Origin of the sequence: Primorskyibacter sedentarius (assembly GCF_004342065.1) — a bacterium.
Classification (GTDB): domain Bacteria; phylum Pseudomonadota; class Alphaproteobacteria; order Rhodobacterales; family Rhodobacteraceae; genus Primorskyibacter; species Primorskyibacter sedentarius.
This window is the reverse complement of record NZ_SLZU01000009.1, coordinates 143,451-160,018: the sequence shown is the minus strand read 5'-3', so window position 1 is coordinate 160,018 and position 16,568 is coordinate 143,451. Positions and strand designations below refer to the sequence as shown.

The window sequence follows — 16,568 nt, the reverse complement described above, 5'->3', positions numbered from 1 at the left end:
CGCCACGTGACAAGCCGCCTGCGCAGACCGGCATCACTCGTCGGCCAGCGCCTTGCTGTCCTGTTTCAGCCGCGTCACGAAGGCCACGGAGATATGATCGCGCAAGGCGGCATAGGCTGCTTCTTCGTCGCGCCGGGCAATCGCATCGACAATCGCCAGGTGCTCTTCCAAGGCGTTGGCGCCCCGCCCCTCCGCCGCCAGAGAGGTGGTCGCCATCAACGCCATCGACCGATAGACAAGGTCCAGTTGCTGGACCAGATACCTGTTGTGCGAGGTCAGGTGAATCTGCTTGTGAAACCGGCGGTTTGACCGCGCAAGTGCGGCCGGATCTCCCAGAAGGGCGCGATCCTCGGTGACCATATCGCGCAGCACCTGCACCTCTTCATCCGTGGCATGCCTTGCAGCCAGCCGTGCGGCCAGACCTTCCAGCTCTGTGCGCACGACATACAGCTCTGCCATCTGGTTGTGATCCAGCGAGGCCACAATCAGGCTGCGCCCGTCCCGCGCCAGCAGCGATTGCGTCTCCAGCCGCTGCAAAGCCTCCCGGATCGGTGTGCGCGACACCCCGAACCGCTCTGCAAGATCGCTTTCGACCAAACGATCGCCGGGACGGAACACGCCCACGTCGATCGCTTCGAGGATCAACGAATAGGCATCCTTCTGTGCTGGCTTGATCTGGTTCATGGCGCGGTCTGGTCCTCCCGGAATGACCGGCAGGATAGACGCTTGCCCCGCAAGCAATCAAGGCCAGCCATTGCGCGTATCAGCGCAGGCCATTAGGTATCGCCCATGACGCGCGCTTCGTTCTCTCATATCCGCCAATGGGTGTTCGACCTCGACAACACCCTGTACCCCCCTGCCGCCCGGCTGTTCGACCAGATCGAAACCCGGATGACAGACTACGTCATGTCCGCGCTTGGTGTCGAACAGGACCGCGCGAACCACCTGCGCAAGCATTACTGGGCCACTTATGGCACGACGCTGGCCGGGTTGATGCGCGAACACGATGTCGATCCGGGGCCCTACCTGACCCATGTGCATGATATCTCGCTCGACCATCTCGACGCTGATCCCTACCTTTTTGAGACGATTTCGCGCCTGCCGGGCCGCAAGATCGTCTACACGAACGGCACCGCGCCCTATGCAGCCCGCGTGCTGAAAGCGCGGGGTTTGGAGGCCGCCTTCGATGCCATCTACGGCGTTGAAGAAGCTGGATTTTTGCCGAAACCGGAAAGGGCCGCCTTTGAAAAGGTCTTTGCCACGGACGGGATCACACCGGACGCCGCCGCGATGTTCGAGGATGATCCGCGCAATCTGGCCGAACCACACGCGATGGGCATGCGCACGGTGCATGTGGCACCAGAGCGCCATGAAGCGCCGCATATCCACCACCACACTGGGGATCTTGCCGCCTTTCTTGCGCGGCTGGCATGATCGGCTGCCCGATCTGTCGCATGGATGCCATGGCTGCCGCGCACTAGGTTCACCCTGTCAAAGGAGGCGCATATGACCCATGACATCCTGATCAGTGGCGGCGGCATTGCCGGTCTGGTGGCGGCCGCCGCGTTTGGCGAGGCCGGGTTCTCGGTGCTCTGCGTCGATCCTGCCGCCCCGGTCACGGACCGCGATGCTGCGGGGTCCGACCTGCGCACCACCGCGTTTCTGCAACCTGCCAAAGACTTTCTGGACCAGATCGGTCTTTGGGACAGGCTTGCCCCCTACGCCACGCCGTTGCAGGTGATGCGGATCGTCGATGCTGGCGGTGAATATCCCGAACCAAGGGTGGTCAAGGAATTCGACGCGGCCGACATCTCCGACCAGCCGTTTGGCTGGAACTTGCCCAACTGGCTGCTGCGGCGCGAAATCCTGACCCGTCTGTCAGAGCTTGACCGCGTCGAGTTTCGCCCCGGCACCGGTGCCGCGACACTGTTTACCCGGATGGCAGAGGCGCGGGTGACACTGACCGACGGCAGCCGCATCCGGACCCGGCTGGTCATCGCGGCAGACGGGCGCGCCTCGCCCATGCGGCAGGCGGCGGGCATCGACGTTCGCACCACGCGCTTCGGTCAGAAGGCGCTGGCCTTTGCGGTCACCCATCCGATCCCGCATTGCAATGTCTCGACAGAGATCCACCGCACCGGCGGGCCGTTCACGCTCGTACCCTTGCCCGACTGGCAAGGCCGCCCCTCTTCCGCCGTGGTATGGATGGAGGAAGGCCCGAAAGCCAAGGCCCTGTCAGAGATGGATGTGCCCGATTTCGAGGCAGAGATGAGCACCCGCTCCTGCCACCTGTTCGGGCCGCTCAGCCTCGCCTCTCGCCGCACGCTCTGGCCGATTATCGCGCAGGAGGCGGAGCGCCTGACCGCTGAACGGCTGGCGCTCGTGGCCGAAGCTGCGCATGTCGTCCCGCCCATCGGGGCGCAGGGGCTGAACATGAGCCTGAGCGACATCCGCACGTTGCTGGAGCTTGCCAAAGCTGCCCCCGACACGCTGGGCGACGCAACGATGCTGGACGCGTATCACAAGGCGCGCATTGGCGATATCCGGACGCGCGTGGCCGGGATCACCCTGCTCAACCGCAGTTCGATGCTGTCGAACCCGCTGCTGCGGGACGCGCGCGCCGCCGGGCTGAATGCGATCTACGATCTGAAACCGATCCGGCAATCCCTGATGCAGCTCGGGCTTGGCGCAGGGTCAAAGTAGGCGCAGGCGGTCAACATCCCCTTGAGGGGGCGTCAGCCCCTGTCTATGTGGCAGCGCAATATAAGCGGCGCGCCCCGCGAAGGGGCGCACCTTTGGGCGGATCGTGAACAGGTCAGACCTTTGCCAGAACGGCGTCCAGCGCTGTTTCCAGCCGGGCAACCGTGGCATCCACATCGGCCAGCTTATCGAGCCCGAACAAGCCCAGACGGAAAGTCGAGAAGCCCTCAGGCTCGTCACATTGCAGCGGCACACCCGCCGCAATTTGCACGCCTTCGGCCACAAAGGCCCGGCCCGACTGGATCTCGGGCGCGTTGGTGTAGCTGACCACGACACCCGGCGCGGCAAAACCTTCTGCTGCGACAGACGCGATGCCCTTGGACGCCAACAAGGCCCGTACCTTATGGCCAAGTTCCCATTGCGCATCGCGCATCGCTTCGAATCCAAGCCGCTTTGTTTCGGCCATCGTATCGCGGAACGCGCGCAGACCGTCCGTGGGCATCGTCGCATGATACGCGTGTCCGCCATTCTCGTAGGCCTGCATGATCTGGCGCCATTTCTTCAGATCAATGGCAAAGCTGTCAGAGGTGGTCTCCGCCATCCGCGCCTCGGCCCGTTCGGACAGCATCACCAGCCCCGCGCAGGGCGTGGAGGACCAGCCCTTTTGTGGCGCCGAGATCAGCACATCGACACCGGTGGTCTTCATGTCGACCCAGATACAGCCCGACGCGATGCAATCCAGCACCATCAGCGCGCCCACCTCATGCGCGGCCTCGGCCATCTGGCGGATATAGTCATCCGGCAGGATCACGCCCGAGGATGTCTCGACATGCGGTGCGAAGACGATGTTGGGTTTGTCCGCGTGAATGCGCGCGACAACCTCTTCGATCGGCGCAGGCGCAAAGGGGGCTTGCGCCTCGTTCCCAGTCCGCCGCGCTTTCATCACCGTGGTCTCGCTCGCGATATCGGCAGCGTCGAAAATCTGGCTCCAGCGGAAGGAAAACCAGCCGTTGCGCACGACCAGAACCTTCGCGTCCTGCCCGAATTGCCGCGCCACGGCCTCCATCCCGAAGGTACCGCCGCCGGGCACCAGCGCCACGCCATCCGCGCCGTAAACCTCGCGCAGCATGTCCGAGATGTCGCGCATGACCTGCTGGAACGCCTTGGACATGTGGTTGAGAGAGCGGTCGGTGAACACGACCGAGAATTCGAGCAGCCCGTCAGGATCGACGGTATCAAGCAAAGCAGCCATCAAGACCTCCATCAGTTTGAAACAGCGCTAACGCGTCGCGCGCCCTTTGGCAAACCATCCCCGGCAGGGGCGGCTCTGTCAGCCCAGCGGGCCGGGGCGCCGTTCTTCGCTGAGCAGGACGTTTGCATCGACGCTGCCCACCCCCGGCAGGGTCATCAGCCGCCGCCGAAGCACGCGTTCGAAATCGGAAATGTCGCGGGCCACGACGCGCAAGCGATAGTCATACATGCCCAGGACATGTTCCACCGTCTGCACCTCGGGGATGGCCGAAACGGCGCGCTCGAAATCCTCAAGGCTGACGCGCCCCTTGGTGGCCAGCTTCACGCCCAGAAAAACGGTGACGCCGAAACCGAGCGCCTCCTTGTCCAGATCCAGCCGCACCCCCCGGAACACCCCGGCCTCTCGCAGGCGCTTGATTCGCCGCCAGGCGGCGGGCTGTGACAAACCAAATTGCCGCCCCAGGGCGCCCGCACTGGCATGGGCATCCTGCGCAAGCGCCCGGATCAACCCGCGATCGATCTCGTCCAGCTCGATCATAGTGGCAATGTCTCGTCGGTTTTCAGCCGCGCAACATGCATCAGCGCATCCAGATCCGAAATATGCGGCAGCGTCAGGATACGGCTGCGATAGACCTGCTGATAATGCGCCATGTCACGTGCGATGATGGACAGGCGCACATCGACCTGCCCGAGAAAAGTCTGTATCTCGATCACTTCCGGCACTTCGCGCGCAGCCTCGATGAAATCGTCAAAGGCCCGGGCCTGTGTCTTGTCCAGCGTCACGCGCAGGCTCACCTCGACAGCATAGCCCAGGGCTTGCCAGTTGATCTCTGCCCGCGCGCCCCGCAGCACGCCGCGCGTGCGCATCCTGTCCAGACGCCGTGCCAGCGTACTGGGCGTCACACCCGCCCGGTCCGCCAGATCCGAGGAGACCAGCTCCGGTGCGGCCTGAAAATGCCGCAAGATGCGCCTGTCCGTATCGTCGAGCATGAATTTTTCGTATTCTTCGATTTATGCGAATGAAACTCCCTTCATTTTTCATAAATCCGCGAAGAACGCAAACACTATCGCCGCGCAGTGGGTAATGTGCGCCTCAACGATAAACCTAGGAAGGAAGATCCATGCGCGTTTACTACGACCGCGATTGCGACATCAATCTCATCAAGGACAAGAAAGTAGCCATCCTCGGCTACGGCTCTCAGGGTCACGCCCACGCGCTGAACCTGCGCGATTCCGGCGCCAAGAACGTTGTTGTCGCCCTGCGCGACGGGTCCCCTTCTGCTGCCAAGGCCGAAGGCGAAGGCCTGAAAGTCATGGGTATCGCCGAAGCGGCAGCATGGTGCGACGTGATCATGTTCACCATGCCCGACGAATTGCAGGCCGATACCTACAAGAAATACGTCCACGACAACCTGAAAGAAGGCTCTGCCATCGCCTTCGCACACGGGCTGAACGTGCATTTCGGCCTGATCGAACCCAAGCCCGGCGTTGATGTCATCATGATGGCACCCAAGGGTCCGGGTCACACCGTGCGCGGCGAATACACCAAGGGCGGCGGCGTTCCCTGCCTCGTGGCCGTCGACAATGACGCAACCGGCAAAGCGCTGGAAATCGGTCTGTCCTACTGTTCCGCCATCGGTGGCGGTCGTTCCGGCATCATCGAAACCAACTTCCGCGAAGAGTGTGAAACCGACCTGTTCGGCGAGCAGGCTGTTCTGTGTGGCGGTCTGGTCGAGCTGATCCGCATGGGTTTCGAAACACTGGTCGAGGCCGGCTACGAGCCCGAAATGGCCTATTTCGAATGCCTGCACGAGGTGAAGCTGATCGTGGACCTGATCTACGAAGGCGGCATCGCCAACATGAACTACTCGATCTCGAACACTGCCGAGTATGGCGAGTATGTCTCCGGCCCGCGCATCCTGCCCTACGCTGAAACCAAGGCCCGCATGAAAGAGGTTCTGACCGATATTCAGACCGGCAAGTTCGTGCGTGACTTCATGCTGGAAAACGCCGTTGGCCAGCCGTCCTTCAAGGCGACGCGCCGCATCAACGACGAACACCAGATCGAAGCGACCGGCGAAAAGCTGCGCGGCATGATGCCCTGGATTTCTGCCGGCAAGATGGTCGACAAGTCCAAGAACTGATCTGCGGTTCATCCCAGATCACGCGGCAGATCCTGCCCTCCACGGACCCCGGCCACGAGCCGGGGTCTTTTCGTTTCCCGGGCTTGACCTTGGCAGGATGCCGGGGTCATGTCGCGCACGCCATTCCCTCGCAAGGCCTTTCCCATGACGCATGCCCCTGACATCACACCGAAAAGCTGGCTGATGGTCCTGACACTTGGCGTCGTCTGGGGCGCAACCTTCATGTTCATGGAAATCGCCCTGCGCGGCATGACGCCCTTCTGGCTCGCGGCGGGGCGCATCTCTTTTGCCGCCGTGCTGACCCTGACCGTCTGGCTTGCAGGCAGCCGCAAGCTGTTTCTGACGGAAAAGCGTGACTGGGGCGCGCTCTGCCTCGTTGGCATCCTGTCGACCGCTTTGCCCTTCCTTTTGCTGTCCTGGGGCATGCAATATGTCACCTCCGGCTTTGCCGGGGTCTCGATGGCGACGGTGGCCTTGATGGTGCTGCCGCTGGCGCATTTCCTTGTCCCGGGCGAGAGAATGTCGCTGCGCCGGTTCATCGGTTTCCTGATCGGTTTTGCCGGGGTGGCGGTCCTAATCGGGCCCGAAGCATTCGCCCCCAGCGGCGCTGCGATGGAACCGCTGGGCCGCCTTGCCTGCATCGGAGTCGCGGCCTGCTACGCGGTCAGTTCTATCGCGATGCGGCGATTGCCCCCGGTTGATCCGATTGGCCTTGCGGCAGTGCCGATGCTGATCGGCGCGCTGTTCGTGATCCCGCTGGCCTGGCTGCGGGAAGGGCCACCGCCGATGCCGGATACCCAGACGCTGATCGTGATCGCCATGCTGGGTCTTGTGCCCACCGCAGGGGCCAACCTTTTGCGCGTGCTCGTCATTCGCAGCGCGGGCCCCGTGTTCATGAGCCTGACAAACTATATCGTCCCGCTATGTTCGGTCTTTCTGGGCGCGCTGGTTCTGGGCGAGCCGTTGCACAGCTCTTTGCTGGTGGCGCTTATCCTGATCCTCGCGGGCGTGGCCCTCAGCCAATATGGCGCATTGCGCAGGCTGTTCGGCCGCGACCAGTAGCCGCCGGTAACCGGCAAATCTCCATCGCCGTACGATGCCCGGCAAGAGGCCAGCCTCTCCCGCTCCCCCAGTGTTTTCAGCACCATGAGACCGGTGAAAGGCTGCGCCCCGTCAGTTCAGACTGCGGCCTCTACGGAGGCTACAACGTCATCGACCACACGCGTCAACAGGGCCTCGTCCTCGCATTCGGCCATGACCCGGATCAGGGGCTCGGTCCCCGACTTGCGGATCAGCAATCGACCCCGCCCTTTCAGATCAGCCTCGGCCGATGCAATGGCCTGCTGAACGGCAAGGGTTTCCAACGGGGTCTGACCGGCCGCGAAACGTACGTTTTTCAGCATTTGCGGAACGGGCTCGAAATTCTGCGCCAACTCGCTGGCTCGTTTGCCGGATTTCACCATAGCAGCAAGGAATTGCAGCCCGGCCATCAGCCCGTCGCCGGTTGTGGCATAGTCGGTCATCACGATATGGCCCGATTGTTCGCCGCCCAGGTTCCAGCCACCGCGCCGCATCGCCTCGACAACATAGCGGTCGCCCACTGCGGTACGTTCCAGCCGCAGCCCGCGGGTGTCCAAAAACCGTTCAAGGCCGAGGTTCGACATAACGGTGGCCACCAGCACGCCATCGCGCAGCCGCTGTTCTTCGGCCCAGCGGGCAGCCATCAGCGCCATGATCTGATCGCCATCGGCGACGGCGCCAGTCTCATCAATGATCATCACCCGGTCGGCATCGCCATCAAGGCAGATCCCCACATCCGCGCCATGGGCCACGACCGTTTCCGATGCGGTCCGTGGTTTGGTCGACCCGCAATCAAGGTTGATATTCTTGCCGTTGGGCGACACGCCCACCGGGATGACCTCTGCCCCCAATTCCCACAAGACCTCTGGCGCGGCGCGATAGGCGGCACCATTGGCGCAGTCCACGACCACTTTCATGCGATCAAGGGAAACGCCCTGCGGGAAGGTCGATTTCACCCGCTCCTGATACCGGAACCGGCCATCGTCGATCCGCCGCGCGCGGCCGATTTCATCCGCCGGGGCCACATCGACGCCAGAGGCCACCATCGCCTCGATCTCGGCCTCGGCCTCGTCCGACAGTTTGAACCCGTCAGGTCCAAAGAACTTGATGCCATTATCCTCGCTGGGATTGTGGCTTGCGGAAATCATGATCCCCAGATCCGCCCGCATCGAAGGTGTCAGCAGCCCGACAGCCGGCGTGGGCACAGGCCCCAGCAGCAACACGCTCATACCCGTAGAGGTCAGCCCGGCCGTCAGCGCGTTTTCGAACATATAACCCGACAGGCGCGTGTCCTTGCCGATCACCACGCGGTGAACGCCGCCCTTGTCACGCCTGAAATACCGCCCCGCCGCCGCCCCGATGGCGAGTGCCATATCGGCCGTCATGGGATGGCTGTTCGCCCTGCCCCGCACACCGTCCGTGCCAAAGAGTTTACGTCCCATACTGCTCTCCCTCTTCTATCGCGGACCAAAGCGCCAATGCCTGTCGCGTCTCGTCCACGTCATGTATCCGCAGGATCTGCACGCCCTGCGCCGCCCCTGCCAGCGCCACTGCGACAGAACCCGCAATGCGTTGGTCTGCCCGCGTGGTGCCGCTGATGGTGCCGATAAATCGTTTTCGCGATGCCCCGAGGAGGATCGCGCAACCAAGACCGTGAAACAGCGAAATACCGTTCAGGATTACAAGGTTATGGGCCTGTGTCTTGCCAAATCCGATGCCGGGATCGACGACGATCCGCCCCTTGGGCACACCAAGCGCCGTCAGGCGTGACACCCGTTCGGCAAGAAAATCGTAGACATCCAGCAAGACATTTTCATATCTCGGATCGTTCTGCATGACCTCCGGATCGCCCTGGCTATGCATGACACAAACCGCGCGCCCGGAGGAGGCGACATATGCCGCCATATCGGGATCGAAATCCAGCCCCGAAACGTCGTTGATCAGCGCAGCCCCCGATGCCACAGCGCGTTCCGCCACGGCGGCCTTGCGCGTGTCGATGGACACGGGCGGCGCAGAGTGCTGTGTCAGCAGGTCGATGACAGGGGCGGTACGGCGGATTTCTTCGTCTGTCGGCACAGGTTTGGCACCGGGGCGGGTGGATTCGCCACCAATATCGATCAGATCCGCTCCTGCTTCCTGCATCGCGCGGGCATGGGCGATGGCGGCATCGAACCCGTCATGTCTGCCGCCATCCGAGAAACTGTCAGGCGTGACGTTGAGAATGCCCATCAGGCGGGGCCGATCAAGGGTCAGCCCGGCAACGGGCGGGCGCGGCGCCGAAATGGCGTCCCGCCAGCGTTGGGGGATATCAGCCAGCTTCACGCGCACCCGGTCTGCGCCGCGCGTGATCCGTTCGGCCTCGGTAAACCAGTACGGCCCGCCCGCGACGTCCAGGGCATCTTGCGGGCGCGGCCCGTCGCGACGCGGGAGAGGTCGGAAATATTCACTCATTGGCATTGAATGCGTCAGGCCGGCCCGCTTGGCAAGGGGTCAGAGAAGCTCTGCCGCCTCGGCGAATGCGCGCAGCGGCACGGGCGCCTCGGTGGGCGGTGTTTCGCCGATCACCAGCAGCTCACTGGCCGTCAGCTGACCAGCGAACCACGCCGCAAGGCCCACCGCGTCACCCGGCTGCGATGCCGGTCCTTCGACCGCGTCCAGCACGATCTTGGACGGCGCCCAGACGCAGATCTGCCCGTTCTTCATGGCCCAGTCGAGCTCTGTCCGGGTTTCAACCACGACGCAGCGATGGTCCCGCCCCGCCAGAACCCAGCCATTCTGCTCGATAGCCAAAAGATCAATGCGTCGCTGCGCAAGTGGCGCGTCCGCGGTCGGGCCGGGCTGATCCGGCGCCCCGACACAGAAGATCAGCGGCGTGCCGGTCGCTTGCAGCGTGTCGATCACCCTGGAGAGAGCCGGGTCAGATATGGCCGGGTTCGACAGATACACCACGCGCGGATGCGGCGCCTCGTCCGGCAGGGGGCGTTTGGGCGGATTGTCACGCCGGGCTCGCACGATTTCCACGCCAAGCGCGCCGGGCCCCCGGTCGAGCTTTTCGATCCGAACAAAAACGCGGATGGCCTGGGGTTCCAGAAGAATACGCTCTGCAATGCGTTCTGCCAGCGTCTCCAGCAGGTTCAGACGTTCGGCGGCCAGCTCATGCGCGATGGCTTCGGTGACGCGATCATATGACAGGATGCGATCGACATCGTCATCCACATCGCCGGTCAGCGCCTGGACCTCGACCACAACGTTGAAACAAATCCGCTGCGTCGTGCCCCTTTCGGCCTGAAACGCCCCGATCTCGACCTCTGCAATATGATCACGCAGGGAGATCCGGTCGAGCGGGTCATGACCAGAGGTCGCCTCGGCCCGTTCCTGGGGATGGGCAAAGGCAAGGCGAACTTCGTTGGACATGCGCTACGGGCTCCGGGATGGCAAAACGTTCCGCCACAATAGCAAAGGCGCCCGGCGCGCGCGATGGGCCGGGCGGCGTATCAGCTTCCGAAAACGGCAGCCGACCTCTGTCAGTTGCTCGAAAGACGTGTCGGACGGCGATAAAAATGATGCACGCCGATCGTGGCGGTGCGGGCAAGCTTGCGCGCCCAGCTCGGGCTGACAGCCGAGGTGTGGTAGAAGGTGGCGCCATCGGTCAGCTTGCGCGGTGCGCCATCCAGCATCGCCTTCGCGATCTTGCCGACACGGCGGAAGGCTGCGGGCTCGCCGATATGTTCGGCCAGACCATCACAGGTATAGGTGAACTGGCAGGCAAACTTGCGCCCGGTCCCCTGCTTGATGACGCCGCAGACGGAGTCAGGATAACGCGGGCTGTCCACTCGGTTCATGATCACTTCTGCCACGGCGAACTGACCTTTGACCGTCTCGCCGCGTGCTTCGAAGTAAAGCGCCTCTGCAAGGCACCGCCACTGCGCGCCCCCGTCACCGGCAGGCTGCTTGGACAGCCAGTCGCTGCTGTAGCTGACATTGGAGATTGCGGCGGAATTCTGCGGCTCGTCCGCGGTCACAAGGTTCAGGCGGGTCGCAACCTCGGGTCTGGGGGTGACCATCCATTTCAGCCGGGCGCGGTTGACCCCTTCAAGGCTGCTTTTTTCCAGGCGGATGAGCTCGTGAGTCGGGTCGGAGCGAAGCTCGGCAAAAACCGGTTGAGTCGTCAGCAGGACAGCAGTAAAGGCAACGGCAAGGCGGCGAAACATCGTTCAGATCCTCAGATTTGGCAGCAGGCTTTCGCGGGCACTGCCGCGATCAACCGGGGCCTGACTAAAGAATTTCGGCTAAACCGTCCAGTTTGGGGCCAGAAATCAGCGAATTTCCGCCCGATGCTAACAATCATGCCTGACGAAGCCATTTGAAACGCTATTGTTTCAACTTCAGCTTGTCCCTGATTGCCAATTGTGCCGCAGCGAGTCGCGCGACCGGAACCCGGAACGGCGAACAGCTGACATAGTCGACACCGACTTGCCGGCAATAGGCAATCGATTCGGGGTTGCCGCCGTGTTCTCCGCAGATCGACAGGGTGATGTCGGGGCGTGCCTTACGTCCACGCTCCACTCCCAGGCTGAGAAGTTCGCCCACACCTTCGGTATCCAGCAGGTGGAACGGATCCTCCAGAAAGACCCCCTGGTGAACATATTCCGACATGAACCGCCCGGCGTCGTCCCGCGAAAGGCCATAGGTCATCTGGGTCAGGTCGTTCGTGCCGAAGGACAGGAATTGGGCATGCGCGGCGATATCGGCGGCGCGCAGACAGGCGCGCGGCGTCTCGACCATGACGCCCAGACGATAGTCGAACTCGGTCTGCCGCTCGGCCTTCACCGCTGCGGCCACGGCATCGATGCGCTTGCGCACCAGCTCGACCTCGCGGCTGGCAGAAACGAGCGGGATCATGACCTCGGGCACCACCGGATCGCCGTCGCGGCTGGCCTCGATCGTCGCCTCAAAGATGGCACGCACCTGCATGTCATAGATCTCAGGCACCGTGATGCCCAACCGGACACCCCGCATCCCCAACATCGGGTTGTATTCGCCCATCGCCTCGACCCGCCGGGTCACATCGCTGACCGGAAGATCCAGCGACTCGGCAAGATCACGCAGGCCCGCGCGGTCAGAGGGCAGGAATTCATGCAAGGGCGGGTCGAACAGGCGGATGCAGACGGGCTGGCCCTGCATGATCCGGAAGAGCTCGGTGAAGTCGTCGCGCTGCATCGGCAGAAGCTGCTGCAAGGCCGAGCGGCGGTCGTCAGGCGCGTCGGCAAAGATCATCTCGCGCATCACCGTCAGCCGGTCAGCCTCAAAAAACATGTGTTCCGTGCGGCAAAGCCCGATGCCCTGCGCGTCGAAGTTCCGGGCGGTCTTGGCATCTGCGGGCGTATCTGCATTGGCGCGGATACCGATATCGCGCTCTGCATCGGCCCAGGCCATGAACGTCTTGAAATTCTCGCCAAGCTCCGCCTCGACCATGGGCGGCGCCCCTGCCAGCACCTCGCCATTGGTGCCGTCTATGGTGATCACGTCGCCTTCGCGGAAGGTGCGCCCATCTTCGGCCGTAAGCACACCCCGTCGGATCTGGAACCGCATCCGCGCAGCCCCCACGACACAAGGCAGCCCAATGCCGCGCCCGATCACGGCGGCATGGCTAGTGATGCCACCCCGTTCGGTCAGGACGGCGCTGGCGGCATGCATGCCGCGAATATCCTCGGGCGAGGTTTCGCGGCGCACCAGGACGCAGGCCTCGCCACGCGCGGCGCTGGCCTGCGCGGCATTGGCCGAAAAGACGATCTTGCCCGTGGCCGCCCCCGGGCTTGCATTGATGCCGCGCCCCAGCCGGTCCCGCGCCGCTGCGATATCGACCTGCCGGTGCAGCAATTCGCTCAACGCGCGCGGTTCGACCCGCATCAGGGCTTCCTGACGCGTGATGATCCCGTCATTGGCCAGCCGGACCGCGATCCGCAACGCCGCCCTGGCCGAGCGGCGCACCCGCACCCCGTCAAGGATGTAGAGCGCGCCATTGTCGATGGTGAACTCGATCTGCATCTCTTCGCGCAGCTTTTCGCGCATCAGGGCGGCGTGCCGCTTCAGCGCGTCGAACGCCTCTGGCGCAAGCTCTTCCAGCGATGCGCCGCGGGCGTCACGCTCCAGATAGATCGCCTCCGGCTCTGACAGGGCCTCGCGCCCCTGGCTTTGGCTCAGATAGCGGCCGGTGATTTGCGGCAGGCCGGTGTCTGAATTGACCAGCTGCAACACGCCAGAGCCGCATTCCGCCTGCCCCACGCCAAGCGCCATTTCCTGCACGACAAGGCCCAACCCGGCATCGACCGGCGCGCCTTTGGCCTCTCGCAAAAGCCGCGCCGTCGTCCCCCCCCAGGCCCGCGCCATGGAGCGCAGAACTTCGGCAAGCTGCACGGCAGTTGATTGCGGAAAGGCTTCCTCTGCCTCGTCCTCATAGGCGGCAAGCGCCTGCTCCAGCCGGTCGGGCCCATATCCTTCGAGATCGTCAAACAGATCCGGATCAAGCCGCGCCACATGCGCCGCATAGGCAAGGATGAACCGTTTATAAAGCCGCGCAGCCCCCACCGGCCCGATCTTTTCGGACAGGTCCGCAAAGCGCGCGTCGTTCATGCCGATATTCAGCATCGCACCCGGCCCGCCCCAATCGGGATCTTCCGAGGATGGCCGGACGCATAGCAAGGCGTCCTCGGGAAATTCGGCAAGGATGGTTTCGATATCCGGCATGGACCCCTGCGCGATGCCCTGAACCGTATCAAATGACAACGCCACAGTGCGCGGCACCGGCAGGTCCAGCCGCACAAGCCGCTGAAGGCACTTGGCACGACCACCATGTGTCGGGGCCGAGACCGGAGCAGTCGGTGTCACCAGGGTGACATCTGGATCGGGGTTATGCACGTGCAGCATCCTTAGTGTGTGCTGCGCAGCATACGCCGCCAGCGTCCCTTGCCAAGTCCCGCGATCCGTGCAGCCCGCTCAGCCCTCGATAGAGGTAAGGTCAGCGACGCCAAGACAGATCTGCCGGATCCGGCTGAGCAGGTTCAGACGATTGCGGCGCAACACCTCGTTCTCGTCATTGACCTGCACCGCCTCGAAGAACGCATCGATAGGCCCACGCAGCGCCGCCATCGCCTCCATCGCGGAGGCGAAATCCTCTTGTTTCATGGCCGGGGCAATGCGCGCCTCTGCCGCGTCCAGGGCAGCAAACAGGGCCTTTTCCTCGGCACTTTCGGCGAATTTCACATCCGCACCAAAGGAGTATTCGACCCCGTCCTTCTCCTCGGCCTGGGCCAGGATGTTGTTCGCGCGCTTGAAGCCCTGCACAAGGTTTTCGCCGTCATCAGTGCCAAGCACGTCCGACAGCGCCCGCGCCCGCTTGACCAGCAGCGTCAGGTCATCCTTGCCGACGTTGGCATCATCAGGCGCATGTTCATTCCGGCTGAGGCAGGCATCAATCACGTCATGGCGGATGCCTTCATCCCGCAGGTGGATTTTCAGACGGTCATGCACGAAGGACAGCAAGTCTTCCGACAGGTCGGAATCGTGATTGGTGATCTTCTCGATCCAGGCCGGGGCGCTGGCCTTGGCACGCTCGACGACCGTGCGCACGGCCGACCCGAACACGCCATGTTTGGCGATTTCGGCAAGCAATTCGTCACGCAGTTCGGCGGCATCCGCCTTTGCATCGATCTGGTGGCGCAGCACCTGCGCGTCGATCAGGCGATCCAGATGCAGGCGCAGATCATTCACCAGCACAAGACGGATCACACCAAGAGCGGCCCGGCGCAGCGCGAACGGGTCCTTGGAACCGGTGGGCTTTTCGTCAATCGCCCAGAACCCGGTCAGCGTGTCCAGCTTGTCAGCCAGTGCCACGGCGACAGAGATCGGCGCGGTGGGCACATCGTCGGACGGGCCGAGGGGCGAGTAATGCTCTGCACAGGCGGCGGCCACAGCGTCGTCATGGCCAGCGGCGCGGGCGTAATAAGTCCCCATCACGCCCTGCAATTCAGGGAATTCATAAACCATTTCCGATGCCAGATCGGCCTTGGCAATCCGCGCGGCCTCTTCGGCGAGATCCGGTTTCGCCCCGACAAATGGCGCAATCTCGCGCGCCAAGGCGGCGATGCGGTTGATCCGCTCGGCCTGGCTTCCCAGTTTGGCATGGAAGGTTACGTCGGCCAGACGGTCCGTCCAGGCCTTCATCCCCTGCCGGTCTACCGTGCGCAGGTCATTTTCCCAGAAGAATTTCGCATCTGCCAGCCGCGCCGACAACACCTTTTGGTTGCCCGCAAGGATGGTCGCGCCGTGATCGGCAGTTTCGCGATTGGCGACGGTCACGAAACGTTCGATCCGGCCAGTCTGCGGCGCGCGGACGGAAAAGAATTTCTGGTGCTCTTTCATCGATGTCTGAAGCACTTCGGGCGGCAGGCCAAGAAACGCCTCATCGATCTCGCCCATCAGCACGACGGGCCATTCAACCAGCCCCGCAACCTCTGCCAGCAAACCGCGATCCTCGACCACTTCCAACCCGGAGGCGAAGGCCATGTTGGTGGCTTCCTGCCAGATCGTCTCGGCACGCTCGGACGGGTTCAGGATCACCTTGGCGCGCTTCAGCTTTGCCTCGTAATCCTCGAAGGAGGTTACAGAAAACGCGTCGGGCGCCATGAAACGATGCCCTTCGGTAGTGTCACCCGCGACGATCCCGTCAATCTCCAGCGGGACAGTCTGGGCCCCGGCCTCATCGGTCAGGATACACAGGATACGGTGCAGGGGCCGGACCCAGCGCAGGCTGCCAGAGCCCCAGCGCATCGATTTGGGCCATGGGAAGTTGCGGATCACGGTTTCCAGCACGTCCGCCACGATGTCAGGCGCCTCGCGGCCGGGCTTTTCCACCACGGCAAAGAAGAATGTCCCCTTCTTTTCCTCACGGCTTTCAAGCTGATCCCGGCTGAGCCCTGCGCCGCGCAAGAACCCCTCGATGGCCTTTTCCGGCGCATCGACCCGCGGCCCGCGACGTTCTTCGCGCAAGGTGGGCGAGCGTTCCGAGAGCCCTTCGACGGCGAGCGTCAGACGGCGCGGCGTGGCAAAGGCAGCCGCACCGGCATAGGTCAGCCCCGCCTCGACCAACCCATCGGTCACGCGCGACTTGAGATCCTCTGCGGCGCGCGCCTGCATGCGCGCCGGGATTTCTTCGGAAAACAGCTCGATCAGAAGATCCGGCATCGGTGATTACCTCACGTCCTCGCCCCTGCCCGCGGCAGGGAACCTCTTTGCGGCGTTGGATAGCGACAAGGCTGGCGAGGGTCCAGTGCAACCGCCGAAAATTGCGCCAACATTCAGACGCAGCCCGCCCTGACCCATCAACGCGCCCGC

The 16,568-nt window shown here is 63.3% G+C and carries 14 protein-coding genes; 4 read left to right on the top strand and 10 right to left on the bottom strand.

Translation table 11 applies throughout. The features are described 5' to 3' along the window. Positions 1-33: 33 nt before the first annotated feature. Complete coding sequence (locus EDD52_RS13575; RefSeq protein WP_132245837.1) at positions 34-684, bottom strand: GntR family transcriptional regulator; 651 nt, start codon at positions 682-684, stop codon at positions 34-36. 105 nt (positions 685-789) lie between these two features. Between EDD52_RS13575 and EDD52_RS13570 the strand changes: the two genes are divergently transcribed. Next, a complete protein-coding gene (locus EDD52_RS13570; protein ID WP_132245835.1) occupies positions 790-1,434 on the top strand; it encodes a pyrimidine 5'-nucleotidase in 645 nt (214 codons plus the stop codon). 72 nt (positions 1,435-1,506) lie between these two features. Next, a complete protein-coding gene (locus EDD52_RS13565) occupies positions 1,507-2,703 on the top strand; it encodes a UbiH/UbiF family hydroxylase (protein WP_132245833.1) in 1,197 nt (398 codons plus the stop codon). Positions 2,704-2,815: 112 nt separating this feature from the next. On the opposite strand, the gene EDD52_RS13560 is transcribed toward EDD52_RS13565, so the two are convergent. The 3 genes from EDD52_RS13560 to EDD52_RS13550 form a co-directional block, all read right to left on the bottom strand. After that, positions 2,816-3,952, bottom strand: coding sequence for an aminotransferase class V-fold PLP-dependent enzyme (locus tag EDD52_RS13560; protein WP_132245831.1), 1,137 nt, complete (start codon positions 3,950-3,952; stop codon positions 2,816-2,818). 78 nt (positions 3,953-4,030) lie between these two features. Beyond that, positions 4,031-4,489 carry an Lrp/AsnC family transcriptional regulator gene (locus tag EDD52_RS13555; RefSeq protein WP_132245829.1) on the bottom strand — a complete coding sequence of 153 codons (459 nt, stop codon included), beginning with the start codon at positions 4,487-4,489 and terminating at the stop codon, positions 4,031-4,033. Beyond that, positions 4,486-4,941: an Lrp/AsnC family transcriptional regulator gene (locus EDD52_RS13550; RefSeq protein WP_132245827.1), complete on the bottom strand. Its 456-nt coding sequence runs from the start codon at positions 4,939-4,941 to the stop codon at positions 4,486-4,488. Before EDD52_RS13550 ends, EDD52_RS13555 begins: the two co-directional genes overlap by 4 nt. 131 nt (positions 4,942-5,072) lie before the next feature. Here EDD52_RS13550 and ilvC point away from each other — a divergent pair, with 131 nt between their 5' ends. Together ilvC and EDD52_RS13540 are read left to right on the top strand one after the other, a co-directional pair. After that, a complete protein-coding gene (gene ilvC / locus EDD52_RS13545; protein ID WP_132245825.1) occupies positions 5,073-6,095 on the top strand; it encodes a ketol-acid reductoisomerase in 1,023 nt (340 codons plus the stop codon). A gap of 144 nt (positions 6,096-6,239) precedes the next feature. Next, positions 6,240-7,157, top strand: coding sequence for a DMT family transporter (locus EDD52_RS13540; RefSeq protein ID WP_165907548.1), 918 nt, complete (start codon positions 6,240-6,242; stop codon positions 7,155-7,157). A 116-nt stretch (positions 7,158-7,273) separates the two neighbouring features. On the opposite strand, the gene glmM is transcribed toward EDD52_RS13540, so the two are convergent. The 6 genes from glmM to glyS form a co-directional block, all read right to left on the bottom strand. After that, a complete protein-coding gene (gene glmM, locus EDD52_RS13535; RefSeq protein ID WP_132245823.1) occupies positions 7,274-8,617 on the bottom strand; it encodes a phosphoglucosamine mutase in 1,344 nt (447 codons plus the stop codon). Further along, on the bottom strand, positions 8,607-9,626 hold the full coding sequence (gene folP, locus EDD52_RS13530; RefSeq protein ID WP_132245821.1) for a dihydropteroate synthase: 1,020 nt from the start codon (positions 9,624-9,626) through the stop codon (positions 8,607-8,609). The genes glmM and folP overlap by 11 nt, the downstream gene beginning before the upstream one ends. A gap of 39 nt (positions 9,627-9,665) precedes the next feature. Beyond that, the gene (locus tag EDD52_RS13525) at positions 9,666-10,589 is read right to left on the bottom strand and encodes a dihydroneopterin aldolase (protein ID WP_132245819.1); all 924 of its coding nucleotides are present in this window, start codon (positions 10,587-10,589) and stop codon (positions 9,666-9,668) included. A gap of 110 nt (positions 10,590-10,699) precedes the next feature. Then, positions 10,700-11,386 (bottom strand): cell wall hydrolase, encoded by a 687-nt coding sequence (locus EDD52_RS13520; protein WP_132245817.1) that lies wholly within the window; start codon positions 11,384-11,386, stop codon positions 10,700-10,702. Positions 11,387-11,546: 160 nt separating this feature from the next. Next, positions 11,547-14,102 (bottom strand): putative PEP-binding protein, encoded by a 2,556-nt coding sequence (locus EDD52_RS13515; RefSeq protein ID WP_132245815.1) that lies wholly within the window; start codon positions 14,100-14,102, stop codon positions 11,547-11,549. 69 nt (positions 14,103-14,171) lie between these two features. Next, complete coding sequence (gene glyS / locus EDD52_RS13510; RefSeq protein ID WP_132245813.1) at positions 14,172-16,418, bottom strand: glycine--tRNA ligase subunit beta; 2,247 nt, start codon at positions 16,416-16,418, stop codon at positions 14,172-14,174. Between the last annotated feature and the right edge of the window lie 150 nt (positions 16,419-16,568).